The organism is Meridianimarinicoccus sp. MJW13 (assembly GCF_014901205.1).
In the GTDB taxonomy this organism is placed as follows: Bacteria; Pseudomonadota; Alphaproteobacteria; order Rhodobacterales; family Rhodobacteraceae; genus Meridianimarinicoccus.
The window spans coordinates 269,889-288,275 of sequence record NZ_JACNMU010000003.1; the positions used below are offsets into that span (position 1 = coordinate 269,889).

The 18,387-nt window shown below is 69.1% G+C and carries 22 protein-coding genes; 2 read left to right on the top strand and 20 right to left on the bottom strand.

The genetic code is table 11. The features are described from left to right. Position 1: 1 nt before the first annotated feature. The 12 genes from H8B03_RS06910 to H8B03_RS06965 form a co-directional block, all read right to left on the bottom strand. Positions 2 to 433 carry an NlpC/P60 family protein gene (locus tag H8B03_RS06910; protein ID WP_193140992.1) on the bottom strand — a complete coding sequence of 144 codons (432 nt, stop codon included), beginning with the start codon at positions 431 to 433 and terminating at the stop codon, positions 2 to 4. Further along, positions 430 to 1,314 (bottom strand): DUF2163 domain-containing protein, encoded by an 885-nt coding sequence (locus H8B03_RS06915; RefSeq protein WP_193140993.1) that lies wholly within the window; start codon positions 1,312 to 1,314, stop codon positions 430 to 432. The genes H8B03_RS06910 and H8B03_RS06915 overlap by 4 nt, the downstream gene beginning before the upstream one ends. Before the next feature lie 126 nt (positions 1,315 to 1,440). Beyond that, entirely contained in the window at positions 1,441 to 1,671 is a 231-nt protein-coding gene (locus H8B03_RS06920; RefSeq protein WP_193140994.1) for a hypothetical protein, read from the bottom strand. An 86-nt stretch (positions 1,672 to 1,757) separates the two neighbouring features. Then, complete coding sequence (locus tag H8B03_RS06925) at positions 1,758 to 1,988, bottom strand: hypothetical protein (protein ID WP_193140995.1); 231 nt, start codon at positions 1,986 to 1,988, stop codon at positions 1,758 to 1,760. A 3-nt stretch (positions 1,989 to 1,991) separates the two neighbouring features. Beyond that, on the bottom strand, positions 1,992 to 2,648 hold the full coding sequence (locus tag H8B03_RS06930; RefSeq protein ID WP_193140996.1) for a lysozyme: 657 nt from the start codon (positions 2,646 to 2,648) through the stop codon (positions 1,992 to 1,994). A 130-nt stretch (positions 2,649 to 2,778) separates the two neighbouring features. Further along, the gene (locus H8B03_RS06935) at positions 2,779 to 3,129 is read right to left on the bottom strand and encodes a hypothetical protein (RefSeq protein WP_193140997.1); all 351 of its coding nucleotides are present in this window, start codon (positions 3,127 to 3,129) and stop codon (positions 2,779 to 2,781) included. Further along, complete coding sequence (locus H8B03_RS06940) at positions 3,126 to 3,752, bottom strand: DUF2460 domain-containing protein (protein WP_193140998.1); 627 nt, start codon at positions 3,750 to 3,752, stop codon at positions 3,126 to 3,128. Before H8B03_RS06940 ends, H8B03_RS06935 begins: the two co-directional genes overlap by 4 nt. 61 nt (positions 3,753 to 3,813) lie before the next feature. Then, the gene (locus H8B03_RS06945) at positions 3,814 to 6,231 is read right to left on the bottom strand and encodes a phage tail tape measure C-terminal domain-containing protein (RefSeq protein ID WP_193140999.1); all 2,418 of its coding nucleotides are present in this window, start codon (positions 6,229 to 6,231) and stop codon (positions 3,814 to 3,816) included. Further along, on the bottom strand, positions 6,212 to 6,382 hold the full coding sequence (locus tag H8B03_RS06950; RefSeq protein WP_226925800.1) for a hypothetical protein: 171 nt from the start codon (positions 6,380 to 6,382) through the stop codon (positions 6,212 to 6,214). Before H8B03_RS06950 ends, H8B03_RS06945 begins: the two co-directional genes overlap by 20 nt. Before the next feature lie 68 nt (positions 6,383 to 6,450). Then, complete coding sequence (locus H8B03_RS06955) at positions 6,451 to 6,906, bottom strand: hypothetical protein (protein WP_193141000.1); 456 nt, start codon at positions 6,904 to 6,906, stop codon at positions 6,451 to 6,453. 2 nt (positions 6,907 to 6,908) lie between these two features. Continuing rightward, the gene (locus H8B03_RS06960; RefSeq protein WP_193141001.1) at positions 6,909 to 7,850 is read right to left on the bottom strand and encodes a phage tail tube protein; all 942 of its coding nucleotides are present in this window, start codon (positions 7,848 to 7,850) and stop codon (positions 6,909 to 6,911) included. 24 nt (positions 7,851 to 7,874) lie between these two features. Beyond that, entirely contained in the window at positions 7,875 to 8,294 is a 420-nt protein-coding gene (locus H8B03_RS06965; protein ID WP_193141002.1) for an acyl-CoA transferase, read from the bottom strand. Between the two features lie 401 nt (positions 8,295 to 8,695). On the opposite strand from H8B03_RS06965, the gene H8B03_RS06970 reads away from it, so the two are divergent. After that, entirely contained in the window at positions 8,696 to 9,508 is an 813-nt protein-coding gene (locus H8B03_RS06970) for a class I SAM-dependent methyltransferase (RefSeq protein ID WP_193141003.1), read from the top strand. Between the two features lie 161 nt (positions 9,509 to 9,669). Next, entirely contained in the window at positions 9,670 to 10,605 is a 936-nt protein-coding gene (locus H8B03_RS06975) for a carbon-nitrogen hydrolase family protein (RefSeq protein ID WP_193141004.1), read from the top strand. A gap of 19 nt (positions 10,606 to 10,624) precedes the next feature. Here the strand turns inward: H8B03_RS06975 and H8B03_RS06980 are convergent, their stop codons facing one another. From H8B03_RS06980 to H8B03_RS07015, 8 genes are all read right to left on the bottom strand, one after another. Next, positions 10,625 to 11,257, bottom strand: coding sequence for a DUF6441 family protein (locus tag H8B03_RS06980; protein ID WP_193141005.1), 633 nt, complete (start codon positions 11,255 to 11,257; stop codon positions 10,625 to 10,627). Between the two features lie 5 nt (positions 11,258 to 11,262). Next, positions 11,263 to 11,574: a hypothetical protein gene (locus H8B03_RS06985; protein ID WP_193141006.1), complete on the bottom strand. Its 312-nt coding sequence runs from the start codon at positions 11,572 to 11,574 to the stop codon at positions 11,263 to 11,265. Beyond that, the gene (locus H8B03_RS06990; RefSeq protein WP_193141007.1) at positions 11,574 to 11,909 is read right to left on the bottom strand and encodes a DUF2190 family protein; all 336 of its coding nucleotides are present in this window, start codon (positions 11,907 to 11,909) and stop codon (positions 11,574 to 11,576) included. Before H8B03_RS06990 ends, H8B03_RS06985 begins: the two co-directional genes overlap by 1 nt. 77 nt (positions 11,910 to 11,986) lie before the next feature. After that, positions 11,987 to 14,044, bottom strand: a complete 2,058-nt coding sequence (locus H8B03_RS06995) for a prohead protease/major capsid protein fusion protein (RefSeq protein WP_193141008.1) — start codon at positions 14,042 to 14,044, stop codon at positions 11,987 to 11,989. Between the two features lie 4 nt (positions 14,045 to 14,048). Beyond that, positions 14,049 to 15,605, bottom strand: a complete 1,557-nt coding sequence (locus H8B03_RS07000) for a phage portal protein (RefSeq protein WP_193141009.1) — start codon at positions 15,603 to 15,605, stop codon at positions 14,049 to 14,051. Next, positions 15,605 to 15,814 carry a phage head-tail joining protein gene (locus H8B03_RS07005; RefSeq protein WP_193141010.1) on the bottom strand — a complete coding sequence of 70 codons (210 nt, stop codon included), beginning with the start codon at positions 15,812 to 15,814 and terminating at the stop codon, positions 15,605 to 15,607. Before H8B03_RS07005 ends, H8B03_RS07000 begins: the two co-directional genes overlap by 1 nt. 2 nt (positions 15,815 to 15,816) lie before the next feature. Continuing rightward, positions 15,817 to 17,820: a phage terminase large subunit family protein gene (locus tag H8B03_RS07010; protein ID WP_193141011.1), complete on the bottom strand. Its 2,004-nt coding sequence runs from the start codon at positions 17,818 to 17,820 to the stop codon at positions 15,817 to 15,819. Further along, positions 17,768 to 18,364: a hypothetical protein gene (locus H8B03_RS07015; protein WP_028030847.1), complete on the bottom strand. Its 597-nt coding sequence runs from the start codon at positions 18,362 to 18,364 to the stop codon at positions 17,768 to 17,770. The genes H8B03_RS07010 and H8B03_RS07015 overlap by 53 nt, the downstream gene beginning before the upstream one ends. Positions 18,365 to 18,387: the final 23 nt, after the last annotated feature.

Here is an 18,387-nt window from a genome sequence, read left to right on the forward strand (position 1 = left end):
CTCAGCGTTGCGGGAACAGGAAGGCGAAGGCGATGCGCCGCCGCCAGGATGAGGTGAGCGGTTCCTCGATCACGCCGAGCCGCTCGTAGGCGTGGAGGAAGGAGTCGGGGCTCGTCAATATCCCGACATGCTTGGCGATGGCCCGGGGCTTCATGCGGAAGAGGACCAGCGCGCCCGGGCCGGACTCTACGGGAGGCGCCTCGATCATCATGCGCCGCGCGCCCTCGGCCAGAACCTCGCGCGGCCCGGTCTCGCCCCAGTCGCGGCTGTAAGGCGGGATCGGGAACGGTTCCGGCCCCACCACCTCGCGCCAGACGCCCCGGGCCAGCCCGAGGCAGTCGCAGCCGACACCGCGCAGGCTCGCCTGGTCGTGATACGGCGTGCCGAGCCAGGAGCGTGCGATGGCGATGACGCGCTTCGGATCGGCGTTCACAGCACGGACCCTTCGTGGCCGCCGTCCTTCGTGGCGTAGCGGAGCACGGCGTCCTGGCCGGGGATGTGCGGGAACCCGCGGAAGTTGGCGGTGTTCGTGAACTTCGCCCCGCAGGTCTCCATCCGCTTGTCGCAGCCCGCGCGAATGGTGAAGCCGTCACCCTCGGCGATCGCGCGCACCGGCGCCTCGAGCAGCGTCAGCACGGCGATGCCATCCGTGAGGTCATGGCCCAGCACCTCGGTGCGCCGTCCCGCGTTCGCGCCACTCGTCCAGTCCAACGTGCCGAAGGTGAACCAGCCAGAGGCGAAGCCGCCGAGCCCGGACGCGGTGAAGGCCCGGTCGCGCAGAAGATCGATCACGGCGCCCGCGCCTTTGAACGCCGGGTTCTCGAGATCGACGCCGCAGCGCGCATCGCCGAGCGCGGCGTCACAGGTTGCCTGGAAGGTCCGCCCGACCGTCTGGCCGAGCACATGCGCGAGCGAGCGGACCTCGGCGACGAAGGCGAGCCGCCCGCGCCGGATCTGACCGATGGCGCCGCGCCGCATCAGGACGCGCTGGCCCGGGTCGGCCCAGTTCACCCGCCAGACCTCGACCTCCGCGTTGTCCCAGCGGCCGTCGAGGATGTCGGTCTCGGTTATGCGGTCCGAGGTCAGCACGCCCTCGGCATCTTGCGCATCGACGGACAGGTCCGACCCGGAGCGCACCTCGGAGGCCGTCAGCCCGCTCTCGGGCTCGAAGTCCGTCCCGTCGAAGGCGAGCGTCCGGTCGTGGTCGGTGAAGCCGAAACTCGCACCGTCGGCGCGGGTGATCCGCCAGCACCAGGCGAGCGTGGTCGTGCCGTCGTCGAGATGGGCTTGCAGGGCGGGCAAGAGGGATTTCATCGGCAGGTTCCCGTCATTCGGTCATCGAGATCGGCGATCCAGTCCGCCCAGACCGGCGGAGCCTCCGCGACGGTATCGGCAGCCGGCCGGGCGAGCCTCGCCTCGGCATAGGAGGCACAGCCGGCGTCACCAGTTCCCATCGTTGCGGCGCAGCCGGTCAGCAGGATCGCCAGCGCCGCGGCCATCGCGAACCGCGTCGCGCCCGCGCTCGACACGGTTGTTCTTGTCTTCCATGGCATCGCGTTCCGCCTCCCGTTTGCCAGCGCGTTCGCCTTCCACACGCCCCCAGACCCGGCCGAGGACGACACCTCCGACCGCGCCCAGAGCCACGACCAGCCAGATCAGGAACTCAGCCATCGTCCCGCTCCCCGTGCGCGGCGGCGACGCAGAGGGCGACGATCAGCACGCCAAGGCAGCCGCCAACGACCAGACCTGCGAGGAACTCAAGCATCGCCGCGGAACCCGCGCTCGATCCGGTCGCGCAGGCCGATCAGGCCCAGACCGAGGAACATGAGCCCCGCCGGCGAGGCGTCGCCCGAGCCGGCAAGCATCGCGACGAGGCGGGACAGTTCCCCGAACGGCCCGGTGGCGGGCAGCGCGAGCGACGCGATGCCGGTGAGCATGGCGAGCAACCCCGCCCACCAGGTGAGCGAGTTGGGTCGGACGTAGCGCATGGGTCAGGCCCTCCGGATCAGAGTGGAGAAGAAAGCGGCCAGCCGAACGAGCCAGCCGGTCGGCGCGTCGGGCGCAGGATCGAGGACCGGCAGCGTCGGCGACGGCCCGCGAGCCAAGGCCAGAGCCTCATCCTCGGTCAGGCGACGGATCGGCCGCGAGAAGTCCACGCGCCCCGTGCGGTCCACGGACCAGACCGGGATCGTGCCGCCGGGATAGCGGCCATGTCGGAACAGGTCGCGCTCGGCTTCCCGGCGCGGGATGATCGAGGCCGGTCGCCGCCAGTTCTGAAACGCGTCGGCGGCTGCAACGCGATTGCCGGCATTGAGGTGCCGGGTCAGTGCAGCCTTGGCGATGCCGCCGGTGTTGTAGTGGAAGCTGACCAGTGCATCGAACTCATGCGCCGCCAGCGGAACCTTCACGGCGCGCAGGACGGCAGCCTCGTAGCGCGCAAGATCGGCGCGGAAGATCCGGAACGCTTCTCGGATCCCGGCGTCCAGATCAGCGGGCATGCCTCGCAGCATGCTGGCCGGATCGGGCGGCCCGGCCGCGGCCGTGTGGCCGATGCCGAAGGTCCAGACCTGTTTCACATCGAGATAGGGTCCGGGCACGATTCCCTCGTGCCGGACGAGGGCCAGCAGGCCCCGGTCGGTCATGCGCATGGGATATTACCGAAGAAGCGAGAGGATCAGGATCAGCGCCGCGACGACAAGGCCTACCGCCAAGCGGTGGCGGAAGGCCTGCCGGGGATCGGCAGGGTCGCAGCGAAGAGAGCGCGCGAGGCGGAGAAGCTCATTCATCGTCGCCGCCTTCGTTGGCGCGGCGCAGGCGGGCGAGCAGCATCTCGATGAAGGCCGGCCCGAAGACGCCCACGAGATAGGCCGCCGAGCCCGCCGCCCCGCCCGCAGGGATCGCCTCGGGCGGAAGGCTGAGCCAGGCGGTGATCACGGCCATTGAGAGGCTGCCCATCCCGGCCGCGATCAGCCCGCCGAGCAGGATGTGCCGGATCGCGTCGCGCAGGCGCATCCTCGTGGTCAGCGCGTTTGTGGCGCCGCCCAGCGCGCCCCAGGCAGCGAGGATAACCACCGTGGACGTTGCCAGATCCCGCAGGACGGATGCGATGAAGCCGGTCTCGTCGTTCATCGCCGGATCTCCAGAAGTGGAATGGAAGTGATCGAGCCGAGCCGCTCGAGGTCGAGCGTCACGTCGAGCGCGTCGGCGTCGAAGCGGACCGGCACGTCGAACTCGAACCCGGCGGTGATCGCGACGCCAGCGCCCGGCGCGGCGCTGAAGGTGACGACGCCGGTCGTGGTGTCGACCGACCAGCCGGAGGGCTGCTCGACGCCCGACAGCGCGATGCGCACGCTGCCCGCCACCGGCTTCGCGATGGCGCGCGTCCAGGATTGCGCGCCCGAGGCGTAGCGCTTCACCAGCTGGAAGGCGGTCGTCGCGCCATCGCCGGTGCCGATCGCCTGGTCGGTGGGCGACGGCGTGCCCGAAGGCAGGCAGGACTTGTGGTCGCCCCAGTCCTTGAAGCGGAAGCCATGGAGGCGACCGTTCCGGGCCTCGAAGAAGGCGACCACCGCCGCCAGATCGTCGGCGCGGCGGATGCCGTAGGCGACATCGTAGCGACGGCGCGAGTTCGCCCAGCTGGCGTTGCGTTCCTCGTCGCCCGAGGCGAGTTCGACGATCTGCGTGCGCCGCTCCGGCCCGCCCCGCGCCCCGCGGCTGATGTTGTCGGGAAACCGGACCTCGTGGAACGCCATGAAGTTTCTCCTTGGTTCGTGCTCTGGCCCCCGCAACCGGTTCCCACTTGCGGGGTCGCACTCACATGCCCCTCCGCCCGAGCGAGACCGCCCGAGCGATGTCGGCGGCGACCTGTGTGCGGGACTGCCGGAAGCTCTCGGCGTCACGCGCCATAATGGTGACGTTGACGCCGCCGCCCGCGCCGTAGCTCTGCGCCTCTTTCCGCGACAGCACGCGTTCCCCGCGTTGCAGGATCGCGGGCACCTCGTCGTGGCGGAGGCCCGCCATGCCGCCGCCATGCATCCGGGGCGCGGCGGCGAAGGCCATGGCCGGAACCAAGCGCGAGGGGCCGGCCGATCCGACCATCCCGCCCGCATGCAGGACGTTGGCGATGATCCCGCCCGCACCGGCGAACACGCCCGAAAGAGCATTGGCGATCGGCCCGAGGATAAATCGCCGCGCCGCGAGCTGGGCGAGATCGGCCAGCAGCGAGGTGACGAGATCGCGGAAGTTCAGCTTGCCGGTCCGAACGAAATCGCCGACCGCGTTCTCGGCCGACTGGAAGGCGCCGACGAGACTCTGGCCGATGTCGCCGCCGATCTCGCGCGCCTTGCTGGCGTAGTCCGAAAGCGCCGCCGTGACCGCCTGCCAGCCGGTGACGGCAGCCTCGGTCGCGGGTTCTGCTGCGGCAGCAGCAGCTCCGGCCGCCGCGCCTGCACCGGTCGCGGCGCGGTCGGCATCGCCAAGCGCCGTCTCCAGCCGCTCGGCAGCACCAGTGGCCTCGGTCAGCGCATCGGCACTGGCCTCGTCGGTGCCGCGCACCGCATCGCGCAGCGCCTGCCAGCTTTCCAGTGGAGCGCGGGCGCCCTCGGCCAGATCGCGCGCGGCCCCGCGATAGATGTTCGCGGACTCAAGCGCGCGGTTCGCCGCCTCGGTCAGGCCGAGATCGGGCGCGGTGAGCGGATTGTCCTCGAAGGCCCGGTCGAAGGCCGTCTGAGCTGCGGTGGTCGCCGCCGTCGCCGCGCCCTCGAAGCGGTTCTCAATCTCGCCGAGGTCGAGGTCGGGCACCAGCGAGATGCGCCGCTCCGACCCGAGGGCTTCCAGCCCCTGGTTGATGCCGCCGATGAAACCGTTGATGCGCGAAACCACGCCGTTCAACATCGCCTCGACGCCGTCGACCAGGCTGTTGGCCGCCTGGAACGCGAGATCGCCGATGGCGGCGGGCAGCAGGCCCCAGATCGCCTTGATCGCCTCGTAGGCGCCCTCGAAGGTGTTCGCGGCGGTGTTGCCGAAGCCCACCACGCTCGCTATGGCGCTCTGCATGCCCGATGCGGCGTCGGCCTTGAGGTCGAAGAACATCGCCGTGGCGGCCGCACCCGCTGCAGCGGCGCCCATCCTGATCCGCTCCCAGACCTCGACCGCGAGGTCCTTCAGCAGCGACATCGCCTCGCCGAACCCACCCGCGCCGGAGACCAAGCGGGTGAACTGATAGACGAGCTCGCCCGCGCCGACGATCAGCGCCCCAATGCCGGTACGGATCAGCGCGCCGCGCAGCACAACAAGCGCTGTGGCGAGACCACGGACGGAGAGCGCTGCAGCCACCATGCCGGCGACCCAGCGTCCCGCAAGGAAGGCCGCGAAGGTGGCGGCATAGGTGGTCAGGCGGCCGATGTTGTCGAAGAGACCGCGGATCGCGATGCCCAGCGGGCCGGTGCGGCTGGCGACCGCCGCCATGGCGTCGGCGACGGTCTCCAGCGCCGGAGCCGCCGCGACCGCGAGCTGGTTCGACAGCCCGCGCCAGATTAGCCCGAGCCGGGAGATGGCATCGTTCGTGCGCTCGATCTGGTCGGCATCCTGCTCGGATACGACGACACCGAAAGCGAGCACGTCCTCGGTCGCCTGGCGCAGCGTCGCGGTGTCGATCCGCGACATCGCGATGGAGCCTTCCTCGCCGAAGAGCTGGCCCGCGACCGCCGCGCGTTCGGCGGCAGGCACGAAGCTCTCGATCGCCGCGTTGATTGCGCCGACGCGCTGGTCCAGCGGCAAGGCGATCAGGTCAGTGGCGGACAGCCCCAGCCTGTCGAGCGCGTCGGCGGCGGGGCCGGTCCCTGCGGCTGCCTGGCTCAGACGGCGCGTCAGATCCTTCGTGGCCTGCTCGATGCCGGACATGGACACGCCCGCCAGCTCGCCCGCACGCTCCAGCGTCTGGATCGAGGCGACGGTGGTCCCGAGGGATTGCGCGAGCTTGGCCTGCGCATCGACCGTCTGCAGGCCGGAGCGGACCATCGCCACGCCAGCGGCTGCTGCGGCTGCCACGGCGGCGGCCGCCGCGACCCGGACCCGCCGCGAGAAGGCCGCAAGGCGCGCGTTCGCCGCCTCCATCTCGCGGCTGAGCCGTCCGAAGCCGCGCGATCCGGCTTCGCCCACGCCTTCCAGTTCGGCGCGCACCTGCCGTCCGCCCACGGCTGCGAGGCGGACGCTAACCCGTTTTTCCGCCATGGGAGTGATCCATCTGTTCGTTGAGTTTGGTGACCATCACCGCTTCGATAACAGGCAGCAGTTCGGCCATGGCGAGCGGCGGCACGCCGAGGGCGTCACCGAGCGCCAGTGCCGCCGACATGTCCCAGCCGATCACCGTGCCGGGCAGCACACGCAGCTGGCCTCCGAGGCGGCCGACCAGGTCCCAGACCTGCCAACCCTCCGGTGTATCCGGACGGTTCAGCCGCGCCGGGCAATCCGGGCAGGCTTGCTCGCGGCCCTCGTAGGGTGCGCAGGCTTGGCAGTAGCGTTCGCCCCCGCCGAAGGACCATTCGGCGAGAGCGCGGAGGCGTTTTTTTCCTGTTCCAGCAGCAGGCCCTTCGAGACGAAGGTCAGCTGGAAGGCCTCGAAGATCGGCCAGACATCGAGCAGCGCGTCGATGGCCTCGGGGCTCGGATCGATGGGGTTGCCGTCGGCGTCGCCGATGCCGTCCCAGGCGAGCACGGCGCGGCGGGCCAGCGCCTTGGCGAAGGCCACCGCGCGTTCCTCGTCGGAGGCGTCCTCGGGCACGGCCTCCACGGCCGGGTCGCTGCGCGTTGACACCATCAGCGCCGTGGTCAGCGGGCGGAGCTGCACCCGCACGCCGGGTGCCAGGTCGAGCCAGCGCGGTTCATTCGTCAGGTCGAGCGTCAGCATCCTCAATAAACCTCTATGTCGTTGATCAGGGTTGCGGTGCACATCCGGCCGACGACGCTGTCCCGCGCGGCCTGCCAGTCGAAAGTGGCCTGAACGCCCTGCGGCCCGGAAATCTCGATGCGCGGGCGCGGCAGGTAGACGGCGTGCACCGTGAAGGTGAAGCTCTCGCCCGAGGGCAGGACATAGGCGAATTCCATCTCGCAAGCCTCGCCATTGATCGCTTGGCTTACCAGCGTCTGGTCGGCGAAGCGGACCTCGATCCGACCGGTCAGCGCCGCGATGGACGGGTCGGCCCCGTCGATGCGGCCGTCCGAGCGGATGGTCTCGATCCGGTCGAGGTTGTTGGCGTAGGTGATCTCGGCCGAGACGACGTTGCCGAGCGCCGTGCCATTTCGGCTGATCGCCCCGTTAAAGTGCCCGAAGCGCTTCAGCTCCAGCGCGACAGGCGTCCCCGCGCTGGTCGTCGTCCCCACGGTCTCGCCCTGCGCCACCAGCCGAGCTGTGGCGGTCAGGAGCCCCGAGCGCTGCATCTGCCAGGTGATCTGGTCGAGGACGCAGCCGGAATACATCGCATAGCGGGGCACCTCCGGCATGCCGGTCTCGATCGACATGCTGGGCAGCGTCCAGGACCCCGACTGGAACTCGTGGGTGTAGGGCGCTTCTGCTCCCGTGGTCGTGGGCGTGCCGAAGGCCGCCTTCAGCCAGAAACCGAAGGCTTCGGCGTCGAGCGGCACCACGACATCGCCGTCCGCCGTCACCGCGTCCTTGATCGGCGCCAGCGGATCGCGGCCGTAGCCAAGGAGTTCAGAGTTCAGCAGCGGCTGCTCCGCACCGAGCGAGGTGCTGGCGAAGGGCATGCGGGTGAAGCCGCTGGCGGGCGGCGTTCCGTAGGTCGTCTCGAACGCAAGCGCCATCAGCGCCCGCGCCCCCTGGGCTCGTGCCATGGTGTTCTCCTCGGGTTGTCGGGGTCAGGCCAGTTGGTCGGCCGTGGAATAGTGCAGCACGACCGGGATCACGGCGGCCTTCAGGCTCGCCGCGCCCTCGACCGGCAGATCGACCGGGCGCGGCGCCTCCGCCTCGACCCAGTCGCAGAGCCCGCCCAGCGTGCGGTTGGCCGCGATTGCCGTAGCGATGCTGGCGCACAGCGTGTCGAAGGCCGCATCACGGTCGGCGCCCTGCACGACCGCCTCGATCTCGGCGCGGTGCTGGTAGTGGTACGTGAGCGGTGACAGAGTCACCTCCGGCTCGCCCGGCTCGCCGTCGCGCAGGATCAGCAGTCCTTCGGCCGGGACACGCTCGGGCAGCACCTCTCCGCGCAGGGCGGTGGCGGGCAGCGCCGAGAGCCGCGCATGAAGCGCGGCGAGGATGGTTTCTCGGGGCGTTGGCATCTGTTGTTTCAATACCGGCAACGGACATCAGACCACCGCGACATGAACGCGGCGCACAGCTGTGCATTCTATCGGCGGGATCTGTAGAACCTGGCCTTGCACAGATGCACTCGTTAGCGCTGTTGGTTTTCCCGTACGACGAGTCCCGCGCCAGTGGATCGCCTGCGGTGGCCTGGCGAAGTGCAGCCGCATCTGGATGAAGCCGCCGCGATTCGCGGTGCCGATGCGGCCGGTCACAGGTGGCTGGTAGCGGCGCCTTGCTCGGAACGGGCGGTCGCGAGGGCGTTCAGGTGGTACTGGAGGCCGTCGTATTCACCCACTCGCTTATTTCCACCGCAAGCCGGGTAGACATGCTAGAATACAATTCTTGGCGCATCTTGTCCGCGCCTTTGGATATCATCATGTCAACGACCGACGTCCTGTTTTCGGGTGCCATCCCGGAAACATACGATACTTTCCTCGTCCCCCTGATCTTCCAGCCATACGCCGACGATCTTGCCGGGCGTGTCGCGGCCCGCGCTCCCGAGGATATTCTGGAAACTGCGGCCGGGACTGGGGTTGTCACGCGGACGCTTGCGCCGCTGCTCGCCACGACTGCCCGCTACATCGCGACAGACCTCAATCAGGCGATGATCGACTATGCGCAGACGCGCCAGCCAAATGACGGGCGCATCCGATGGGCGCAAGCCGATGCGCTTGCGCTTCCGGTGGGCGATGCCAGCGTCGATGTCGTCCTCTGCCAGTTCGGCGTCATGTTCTTTCCGGATCGTGTCGCCGGCTTTGCAGAGGCGCATCGCGTGCTTCGTCCGGGCGGTGCGCTGATCTTCAGCGTGTGGGATGTGCTGGAAGCGAACGAGATCGCAGCCACCGTGGTTCAGGCGGTGGCGGAGGCATTCCCGGAAGATCCGCCCAAGTTCTTCTCGCGGACACCTCATGGTTACCACGACATCGCCGTCATCCGCGAAGACCTCCTCAAGGCTGGCTTTGACGATGTCACAATCGAGACCCTCGACAAACGAAGCGACGCCCTGTCCCCGCAAGGCCCCGCAATCGGCATCTGCAAGGGCACGCCGTTGCGCGGCGAAATCGAAGCCCGCGACGCAGGGCGCCTCGATGCTGTGGTCGATAGCGCAGCCGAAGCTGTCGCAAGAAAGTTCGGCTCTGGCGCCGCGTCCGGGCGCATTCGGGCTCACGTCGTGACGGCCATCCACTGAGCGGTTCGCGCGCCTGACAATGTGAAGGATCGTCGGCGTGTAGACTTGTCGCGCATAACGTCGGCGCGTCTCCCGACTGCGAATGTTCGTGGCCCTGCTGCCCATTCCTGATGCTCTCACGTCTCACAAGGTCGGAAGGCCTTCCTCGAAAGCCCAAGCAAATGATGAAAGTTGCCGTCGTCCAGGAACCACCCGTCTATCTGAACCTGAATGCGTCGATGGAACGCGCGGTCGACCTGATCGCGCAAGCCGCGCCCAAAGGCGCGCGCCTTGTCGTCTTTCCCGAGACCTGGCTTCCCGGATATCCGACGTTCGTCTGGCGACTTGCGCCCGGCGCGGGCATGGCCAAGACGGATGCGCTTTACGCCCTCTCGCAGTCCAATTCAGTGGATCGCAGCAGAAATGGGCTCGCTCCCCTGCAAGAGGCAGCAAGGGAGCATGGGGTCGTCGTCGTCGTCGGTTATCAGGAAATTGACGGCGCGGTCAGCGGCAGCACCCTGTTCAACAGCTGTGCGATCATCGACGCAGACGGCCGCATCGTGAACAATCACCGAAAGCTGATGCCCACCAACCCCGAACGCATGATCTGGGGCTTCGGAGATGGGTCAGGCTTGAACGTTGTCGAAACAGCGGTCGGACGTGTGGGAACCCTTATCTGCTGGGAAAACTACATGCCGCTCGCACGCTATGCCCTCTATGCCCAGAACATCGAAATCTACGTGGCGCCGACTTGGGACAGCGGGGACACGTGGCTGGCAACGATGCAGCACATCGCGCGCGAAGGCGGATGCTGGGTGATCGGGTGTGCCACGGCGCTGGAAGCGGCGGACATTCCCGATGACATCCCGTATCGCGACGAGTTGTTCCCGAACAAGGACGAATGGGTGAACCAGGGCGACGCCGTTGTCTACGCCCCGTTTGGCGGCATAGTCGCGGGGCCGATGCGCAAGGAGAAAGGCATCCTCTTTGCCGAGATCGACATCGCCAATGCGAGGGCATCCCGCCGCAAGTTCGATGCGAGCGGTCACTATGCTCGACCGGATGTCTTCTCGCTGCATGTGAACCGCGAAGTACAGGTTCCCGCACTCTTCACCTGACGGTAATCCAAGACACCGCTTACGACAGCTTCGCGTCGACCCAACTCGCCACGATCAGCCCCGGCACGCTTTCCAGCGCCCGGTCTGCATCCCGCGCGAGGTCCAGCCGCTTCGGCAGTTTCACCTGCGGCACAAGCAGGAAGATCGGCGCGGTGACCTTGCCGCGCCCGGTCTTCGAGCGCGACACCACCGCCTGACCCTTCGTGTTCAGTCGCCCCTCCGCCACCAGCAGGCTCGGGCCGGTGCGGCGATAGACGAAGCGCAGGCGCAGCCCGCGTCGCCGTTCCCATTCGCCTGGGGTGATCCGGCCGCCGCGCAGGGATTTCCCTGCGGCGGGTAGCGGGATGGCCAGCCAGAACCCGTTCTTGGAGCGGATCAGCGGGCCGGTGTCGTGGGCACCGACGATGACCGGCGCTTGCGACCAGACCAGCGCGGCAGCGTCGAGGCTCTCGCCAGACTTCGGAAACGTCTGGCTGCGGATCGTGTTGGCGAGGCGTGTGCCAAGCCCTGCGCCGGTGACCTGCAAGCGCCACGCGGCCTTCAGCCCGGTCCCGGCCTCACGCATGGCGGCCGTCACCGCGCGTTCGCCCGCCGCCACCTCCGCTTGCATCATCGCGACGATGTCGGGATCGATGTCGAGCTTCAGTTCCATCGCGGTCACGCCGGGCGCAGATCGACGGTCCAGACCAGCCGCTCGCGGTCGCGGACAGGCTCGCCCTGGATGAGGAAGGCCTCGCCGTCGATCTCGATGCGGTCGCCGGGGCGTGGGTTCGCCACCTCGGCCACGCGCAGGTCGATCAGGGTGGTTTCGGACCAGAGCCGCGCATCGCCGAAGTCGGTGACGGCATCGGCACGCCGGGCGACGGCACGCACCAGAACGGGCGCGCCGCCGTCGGCGATGTAGATCGCGTCCCGGCCAATGCTCGGATCGGCGAAGAGCGCGCCCACGGCGGCGGCGAAGGCGCTCATCAGAACGTCGCGTTCAGGCGCACCCGGCCGATGGTGTCGCCCGCGCCGCTGGCCACGGCCGCGACGGCCGCGCCGATGAGGGTGTTGTCGGTGGCAACCGTCGTGCAGCGCTTGTTGGTGTCATCCCAATAGACCTTGGCGCCGACGGTCCACGCCTGCGAGCCGACCTTGGTGATGTCGAAGACGCCGACGAGCGCGGTCTCGACGCTCTCGCCGAGGGCGGCGTCCCCGGCCGCGATGCCGAAGATGGAGCCGACGAGCAGGCCATCGCCGGAGGCGACGGCATAGGGCGCGGTCAGGGTGATGGTGTTGCCGGGCTGGACGTAGTTTTTCATGATCGGGATCCTCGTGGAAAGACGAAGGGCGGCCCGATTGGACCGCCCGCATGTCAGGGTTCAGCATGGGGTGCGGGTTACGCGCCCGGGTTCTTGTAGAGACCGCGCCAGTCGATCGCCTTGGCGCCGAAGTCGAGGCGGCACTTGATCTCGACGCCATCGACGTCGAAGCCGTTGCGCGTCTCGATGTAGGCGCCCTGCTGGCCCTCGAGATAGGCGTACTCGATGGTGTCGATCTGGTTCGGGCTGGCCGCCAGGTACCAGGCGGTCTCGCTGGCGGCGTCGAGCCGCGGCTCGCTGATCGGCGCGAGCGTGCGGATCGACTGCGGCACCACGCTGGAGGTCGCGGCGGGCACGAGGTTCTGGGCAACCAGCTGCTCGGCCTTCAGTTCCAGCGATGCGGGCACGATCAGGAAAGCGGGGCGGACGTTCAACACCGTCTTCTTGTCGAGCCCCGTCTGCTTGGCCATCGCCGCGCGGGCCGCACCCACGCTGCTCACGTCGAGCGCCGCGCCGGTGCCCGCGAGGTTCTTGTGCGTGGTGTGGAACAGCGCGTTGCCGTCGGCCATGGCCGGGTTGGCGGTGATGATGCCCCAGACCACGTCCGACTCCAGCTGGGCGATGGAATTGCCGTACATCGCCGGGATCCGGGTGAAGGCGTCGAGATCGTCGTTGATCAGTGTCTGGCGGGTGATCGCAACCACCCGGCCATAGGTCTTGACCTTGTAGCTCTCCTTGCTCTCGCCGAGCGTCCCGCGCTTGAACTCGCCGCTCTCGCCCACCTCCAGCAGTTGCGGCGCTTCGCCGAGCTGCACCCGATGCATCGCCTTGAAGTCGGTGGCGAGCACCTGGCGGCAGAACAGCATGAAGGTGCGGGGATAGGCCTCATAGGCCTGGCGCAGGGTCTTGTTGGTGACCGCCGAGAGGATCTCGGGGAAGTCCGAAGTCGAATGCAGGGCCCGCGTCGCCACCTCGTCGCGCGAGAGGCCGCGCGTGTTGACGCCGGCATTGCCGAGGCTTTCGCGGGCAAGCTCCAGAAGGGTCATGCCGCGATACTGGCGCGCGGCGTCCTCCAGCTGGAACAGCGTCGGGCTGTAGCGGTGCAGGAGCGCGTTCGCCACAGCATCGCGGCGGGTGATCCGCTCGTCCCGGCCGCCGAGGGGGACGGAGACATGCGGGAAAGTCCGGGTCTCGTCCGACTTCGCGGCGACCTGGTCGAGGATCAGGCGGCGGGACTCGTCGACGCTGACGCCGCGCTTCACCAGGTCCTCGGCGAAGCCGCGTTCCAGGTTCAGCCGCCCGGCCAGATCGTAGATGGTGGAGACGCGATCGCGCTCGGCTTCGCGGGCGCGGGTGGCGACCGCCTCGGTGTCGGGCGCGGGAGTTGCCTGCGGCTTCGGCTGGCTGCGCGTCTCGCTGGCCGCGACCTTCGGGTCGGGCGCAGCCGGTTTGGGCTCGGTCATGGTGGTGTCCTCGGTTTCGACCGGCTCGGTCAGCTGGGTGGTGGCGGGGGTCGCGGCGTCGAGCGCCGGGGTTTCGGTCTTGTCCGTCATCGGGATCGGTCCTTTCGTGGTGGAAGGGGCGTCCCGGCGGTGGAGGACGCAGTCGTGAAGGGGATGCTGGGCGCGGAAGCCCGCAGCGGGATCGGCGCCGACCGCGACGGCGGAGACCTCGAAGGGGGTCCAGTCGACCGCGCGCCAGAGTTCGCGGGCGGCCTCGGGTTTCGAGACCTCGAAGCGGTGGACCTGGTAGCCGATGGAGACCGCCCGGATGTGTCCGGCCTGGATGTCACGCCAGATCGGCTCGACATCGGCACGCTCGCTGATCCGCACCAAGGCGATGCCCCGGCCGTTCTCGATCCGGGCCGAGCCCGGAACGACCGAGCCGATCACAGCATCGAGCGTGTCGAGCTCGTGCACCTTCAGGAACGGCGCGCCCGCGTTCAGCCGGTCGAGCCGGACATGGGCGGGGTCGAGGCTCAGTTCCTCGTCATAGGGCTCGCCGAAGAAGGTGGCGCGGCGGACGCGGGCCCCGGCCGACCAGACCACCTCTACGGTGCGGCTGTCGGCATCGGCCGTGTTCGGCGCAAGCTCCGCCGACCGGCGCATGGCCGGCAGTTCGATCATCGTGTCCATTGGGTCAGTCCTGTTGGTCGGCCTGCGCCGGGTCGGTTTCCGCGTCGGCGGAGGAGTCGTCGGTATCCGGTGCGTCGGCGGCGGGATCGGTCGCCGGATCGCCGGTCTGCGCGCTGCCGGTTTTCGTGACGCGCCGCGGGTCGCTGTCGAGGACCAGCCCCAGCGCGTCGAGCTTGGCGTTCGTGGCCGCGATCTCGGCCAGCACGGCGTCGGGGTTCCGGCCCTGCCGGGCGATCACCTCGGCCAGCGTCATGGTGCCGGACCGGATCGACAGCAGGTTCGCCATCGCGTCCTTCTGCGGATCGACCGCCTCGAACTTCGGCGGCGACCATTCGACCGGCACGGTCGGCGACGGGATCTGGCCCGCCGCCCATGCGGCTTCCGTGAACCAGCGCCAGACCGGTGCGCAGAACATCGGGATGAACAGCTGCCACTGCACCGCGTCGATCTGGCGGCGGAACTCCACGAGCCCCGCCCGGATCGAGGAATAGTTGACCTGGCTGAGATCGCCGGTCAGCAGCTCGTAAGGCACGCGGAACCCGGCCGAGATCGTGTGCAGGCTCGCCCGCTTGTATTCGCCGTAGCCGCCTGTGGCCGAGGGCTGGTTGAACCGGATGTCCTTGCCGCCGCGCGCATAGGCGATCAGCCCCGGTTCGAACTGCTCGACCCGGTTGCCATCGGCGTCGACTACCGAGGGCGCGATACCCTGCTGCGCCTCGTCGTCGCCGAACACGATGGCGGTGACGCAGGCCTCGGTCTTCTTGCGGACCAGCTCGGCGACCTCGTAGTCGTCGAGATCGCGCAAGCTGCGGATCACCGGCGCACCCCAGGGAACGCCGCGGGCCTGCGTGCGCTGCTTCTCGTAGACATGGGCGATCTCGGTCGCCGGGACCGGGCGGCTCTGCAGACCGTTCTGCAAGGCCCCGTAGGCGTCGCCCGGGTGCTCGGCGTGCAGCCAATAGGCGCGACGCTTGCCGACCGGATCGAACTCGATCCCCTGCACAAGGCGTCCCGCGCCGAGCGCGCCGGATTTGGTGCCGTCGAGGAAGTCTGCCTCCAGCACCTGCAGTTGCAGCGGCACCGGCAGGCCGTCGCTCGCCCGCCGCAGGCGGCGCCGCACCAGTACCTCGCCCGCCTCGACCATCTCGCGGCAGATCAGCGTCTGCAGGCCGTAGAAGTCGAGCTGGCCATCGGCGTCGCAGTCCGCCGTCCAGCGTTCGAAGAGTGCGTCGACCTTGCGGTCGAGCGTGTCGTCCCCACTGGCGGCGCGCGGCATGATGCCCGCGCCGATGATGTTGTTCACCAGCACCGCCACGGCCTTGGCCGCATGCGGGTTGTTGCGCACCAGATCCCGCATCCGGTCGCGCAGGAGCGCCCCGGCCACGCCGATCTCGGTGTCGGCGGAGGATCCCGGCGCGCGCCAGCCCTCGGTCCGTCGCCCGCGCGCGGCCCCGTCATAGCCCCGCGTCAGGGTCTCGAAGGCCTGACGCGCCATCACGCGGCGCGCAGCCATGCGCGGCGCCACAATGGCGATGGCGTGATCGAACCAGGTCGCCGACATCAGCGATCCCCGCGGCTGAAGCCCGCGAGCCCGGCCACGGGCAGCGGCCGGGTGGTGCCTGCGATGGCGCGCTCGATGGTGCGGATGCGCGCCAGCAAGTCGTCAGCCGAACCGTAGTCGACGGACTTGCCGTCATAGCTCACCCGGGTCGTGCCGCTGGCATAGGCCCTGCGCAGCGCCGAGAGTTCGGTTTCCGTCCAGTCCGTCATGTTCAGAACCATCCTCCGCGCCGCCCGAGCCAGTCGGAGCGGCGCTTGCCCTGCGGGGCCTGTCCCGGCCGGTTGATCTGCCCGGCGGGATCGGTGTCGGTGGGCGCGGCCCCGAGCTGATCCTCGAGGTCGCGCCATTTCTCATCGGGCCAGCGATCCGCGCCCGCGATCCAGGCGGCGGCGCGGGCATAGACCCGGCAATCCAGCGCCTCGTTGCGCTCGCGGAGCTTCTGCCATTCCAGCCGGGCGAAGCCGCGTTTCGTGCGCACCGTCACCAGCTGCTCGGCCACGAACTGCTTCAGCCATTCGTTCTCGACCCAGTGCGGCAGGTGCACCGAGCCGGGCGGGAATGCGGCACCGTCGGCCATCTCCTCATCGGTCGGCCGCCCCAGCCGCAGGAAGCGGTAGGTCTCGGCTTTGAAGGTCGACACCGCGACCGTCCAGAGCCGCGCGCCGCGCCGCAAACGCTTGCCGCCCTCGGTCGCGTCCACGAAGGTCGGGCCCGAGACCGGGCTCGAGCGGTTGAACCCCTCGACGCCCTTGACCGGCGACACCTGCGCGAACCCCTGCGCCCGCGACCAGGAATAGACGGCCGGAGCCTCGTAGCCGGTGTCGATGGCGAGCCGCGCGATCCTGAGATGCGCGCCGCGTTCGTGTGGCCAGGACCGGTCCAGCAGCGCGGTCAGCTCCGACCAGGCGTCATGCCGATCCGGCCCGCCCTCGATCACGACATGGTCGACGAGCCAGCTTTCCAGTCCGCGACCCCAGGCCCAGACATCGACCTCGATCCGGTCCTTCTGAACGTCGGCTCCAGCGCTCAGGAACAGCCCGCCCGCAGGCACCGTGCCGGATGTCCAGCGCTCGCGCCGGTCATAGAGCCGCTGCCAGTCCGGGGCTTCGCCGGTCTCGACCCATGTCTCGCCGAGGATCGTGTTGCGGAAGGCCTTGATCGCCTCGTCCGACCCCTGTGCCGCGTCCCATGCCCGCACGATCCGCTCCCAGCTCAGCCAGCCGATCGGCGAATAGAGCGCCGAGAGGTGATACCCGACCGTGGTCGGATCGGCGGCCGAGGCGGTCGCCCGCCATTCGCCACCCTCCAGCATCGCCGTCTTGTGGTGCTCCGCGATGGGCCTCTCGCAGCCCTCGCAGTGATATTCCGCCGTCTCCGGGCGGCCCTTCTGCCAGCGCAGCCGGTCGAACTTCAGCCATTGCGCGTGGCCACAATGCGGGCACGGCACGAAGAACCGCCGCTGGTCGCTGGCCTCGTATTCTCGTTCGATCCGGCTCAGCCCCCGGATGGTCGGGGTCGAGACCAGCAGAACCTTGCGCCGGTGGGCGAAGGTCAGCGACCGCGCCTCGGCCAGCGTGACCGGATCGCCTTCCTCGTCGGCCGAGGCAGGATAGGCGTCGACCTCGTCGAGGAAGATGTAGCGCGCCGGGGTCGAGCGCAGCCCGACCGCCGAGTTCGCGCCGGTCATGATCAGGATGCCGCCCGCGAACTCCTTCGACAGCATCGTGTTACCCGCGTCGCGGGATCGCGCGGGCTTCACCCGCTCCCGCAGCTCGGGGCTCTCGTCGATCAGCGGGTCGATCCGCTGCCGCGAGTTCCGCTTGGCCAGTTCCACCGTGGGCTGGACCGCCAGCATCGGACCCGGCGCCTGGTGGATCGCGAACCCAATCCAGTTGTTTCCGGCTTCCGTCGCGCCGACCTGCGCGGCCTTCATGAACACGATCCGCTGCGTGGGATCGCCGGGCGACAGCCGGTCCATGATCTCGCGCATGTAGGGCGTGCGCAACGTGCGATACCGCCCGGGTTCGGCCGAGGCGCGGCCCGAGAGCATCCGGTGCCGGTCCGCCCATTCCGAGACAGTCAGGTCCGGGTCGGGCCGCAGCCCGTTGCCCCAGGCGCGCAGGATCTCGCCCGCGCCGTCGAAGTCCGTCAGGCCATCATCATCACCGAAAGTCGGGCCGGACCTCGGCGAGTTCGTCGAGGTGGGCGCGTACATGTTTCTCCAGCACCTTCTGCATCGCGGCTGGCTCCACAGTGATCTGCTGGCCCGTCGCGTCGCTGCACGAGGCCGAGAGCTCGGCCGCCATCAGCGCCGCCGCGCGTGCAGGCCAGTTCACCCACGCGTCCCGTTCCTCCCGCGCCAGCCGGAACACCAGCGCCAGCGCGCGGGCCCGCTCGATCAACTCCCCCTTCAGCTTCTGGAGCCGGATGCGCCGCTCCTGCGCCTTCAGCACCTCGTTCGCGGTCTTCGCCTGCAGGAAGGTCGTGCCGCCGCCGACGGCGGGAACCGCCAGACCCTGTTCGCGGAGCGTGTCGCCGACGGCCGCCACTGCCGCCTCTGGAACGGGTTTCAGCTTCGGCGCGGGCGGCTTTCTCGTCTTCGACGGGTCCGTCGTCTCGGCACGTCGGGCGTCGCTGGCGGCCGCGTTGATGCTGCCGTCGGGATAGAGAACCAGGCGCTCGGCCGTCTTCGCTTTCTGGATCGCGCCCCGCGACAGGCCGACATGGGCGGCGTACTGGCGCTCGCTCATGCCCTGCATCGACGGCTCCGATTATCATTCAG

Bases quoted from the DNA above. Each gene is read 5' to 3' on its own strand.
- H8B03_RS06980 (WP_193141005.1), bottom strand. From the start codon at position 11,257: ATGGAACTGAAGCTCGACATCGATCCCGACATCGTCGCGATGATGCAA.
- H8B03_RS06920 (WP_193140994.1), bottom strand. From the start codon at position 1,671: ATGGCTGAGTTCCTGATCTGGCTGGTCGTGGCTCTGGGCGCGGTCGGA.
- H8B03_RS07010 (WP_193141011.1), bottom strand. From the start codon at position 17,820: ATGTACGCGCCCACCTCGACGAACTCGCCGAGGTCCGGCCCGACTTTC.
- H8B03_RS06945 (WP_193140999.1), bottom strand. From the start codon at position 6,231: ATGGCGGAAAAACGGGTTAGCGTCCGCCTCGCAGCCGTGGGCGGACGG.
- H8B03_RS06975 (WP_193141004.1), top strand. From the start codon at position 9,670: ATGATGAAAGTTGCCGTCGTCCAGGAACCACCCGTCTATCTGAACCTG.
- H8B03_RS06960 (WP_193141001.1), bottom strand. From the start codon at position 7,850: ATGGCACGAGCCCAGGGGGCGCGGGCGCTGATGGCGCTTGCGTTCGAG.
- H8B03_RS07000 (WP_193141009.1), bottom strand. From the start codon at position 15,605: ATGTCGGCGACCTGGTTCGATCACGCCATCGCCATTGTGGCGCCGCGC.
- H8B03_RS07005 (WP_193141010.1), bottom strand. From the start codon at position 15,814: ATGACGGACTGGACGGAAACCGAACTCTCGGCGCTGCGCAGGGCCTAT.
- H8B03_RS06970 (WP_193141003.1), top strand. From the start codon at position 8,696: ATGTCAACGACCGACGTCCTGTTTTCGGGTGCCATCCCGGAAACATAC.
- H8B03_RS06930 (WP_193140996.1), bottom strand. From the start codon at position 2,648: ATGCGCATGACCGACCGGGGCCTGCTGGCCCTCGTCCGGCACGAGGGA.
- H8B03_RS06990 (WP_193141007.1), bottom strand. From the start codon at position 11,909: ATGAAAAACTACGTCCAGCCCGGCAACACCATCACCCTGACCGCGCCC.
- H8B03_RS06965 (WP_193141002.1), bottom strand. From the start codon at position 8,294: ATGCCAACGCCCCGAGAAACCATCCTCGCCGCGCTTCATGCGCGGCTC.
- H8B03_RS06995 (WP_193141008.1), bottom strand. From the start codon at position 14,044: ATGGACACGATGATCGAACTGCCGGCCATGCGCCGGTCGGCGGAGCTT.
- H8B03_RS06955 (WP_193141000.1), bottom strand. From the start codon at position 6,906: ATGCTGACGCTCGACCTGACGAATGAACCGCGCTGGCTCGACCTGGCA.
- H8B03_RS06940 (WP_193140998.1), bottom strand. From the start codon at position 3,752: ATGGCGTTCCACGAGGTCCGGTTTCCCGACAACATCAGCCGCGGGGCG.
- H8B03_RS06985 (WP_193141006.1), bottom strand. From the start codon at position 11,574: ATGAGCGCCTTCGCCGCCGCCGTGGGCGCGCTCTTCGCCGATCCGAGC.
- H8B03_RS06925 (WP_193140995.1), bottom strand. From the start codon at position 1,988: ATGCGCTACGTCCGACCCAACTCGCTCACCTGGTGGGCGGGGTTGCTC.
- H8B03_RS07015 (WP_028030847.1), bottom strand. From the start codon at position 18,364: ATGCAGGGCATGAGCGAGCGCCAGTACGCCGCCCATGTCGGCCTGTCG.
- H8B03_RS06935 (WP_193140997.1), bottom strand. From the start codon at position 3,129: ATGAACGACGAGACCGGCTTCATCGCATCCGTCCTGCGGGATCTGGCA.
- H8B03_RS06915 (WP_193140993.1), bottom strand. From the start codon at position 1,314: ATGAAATCCCTCTTGCCCGCCCTGCAAGCCCATCTCGACGACGGCACG.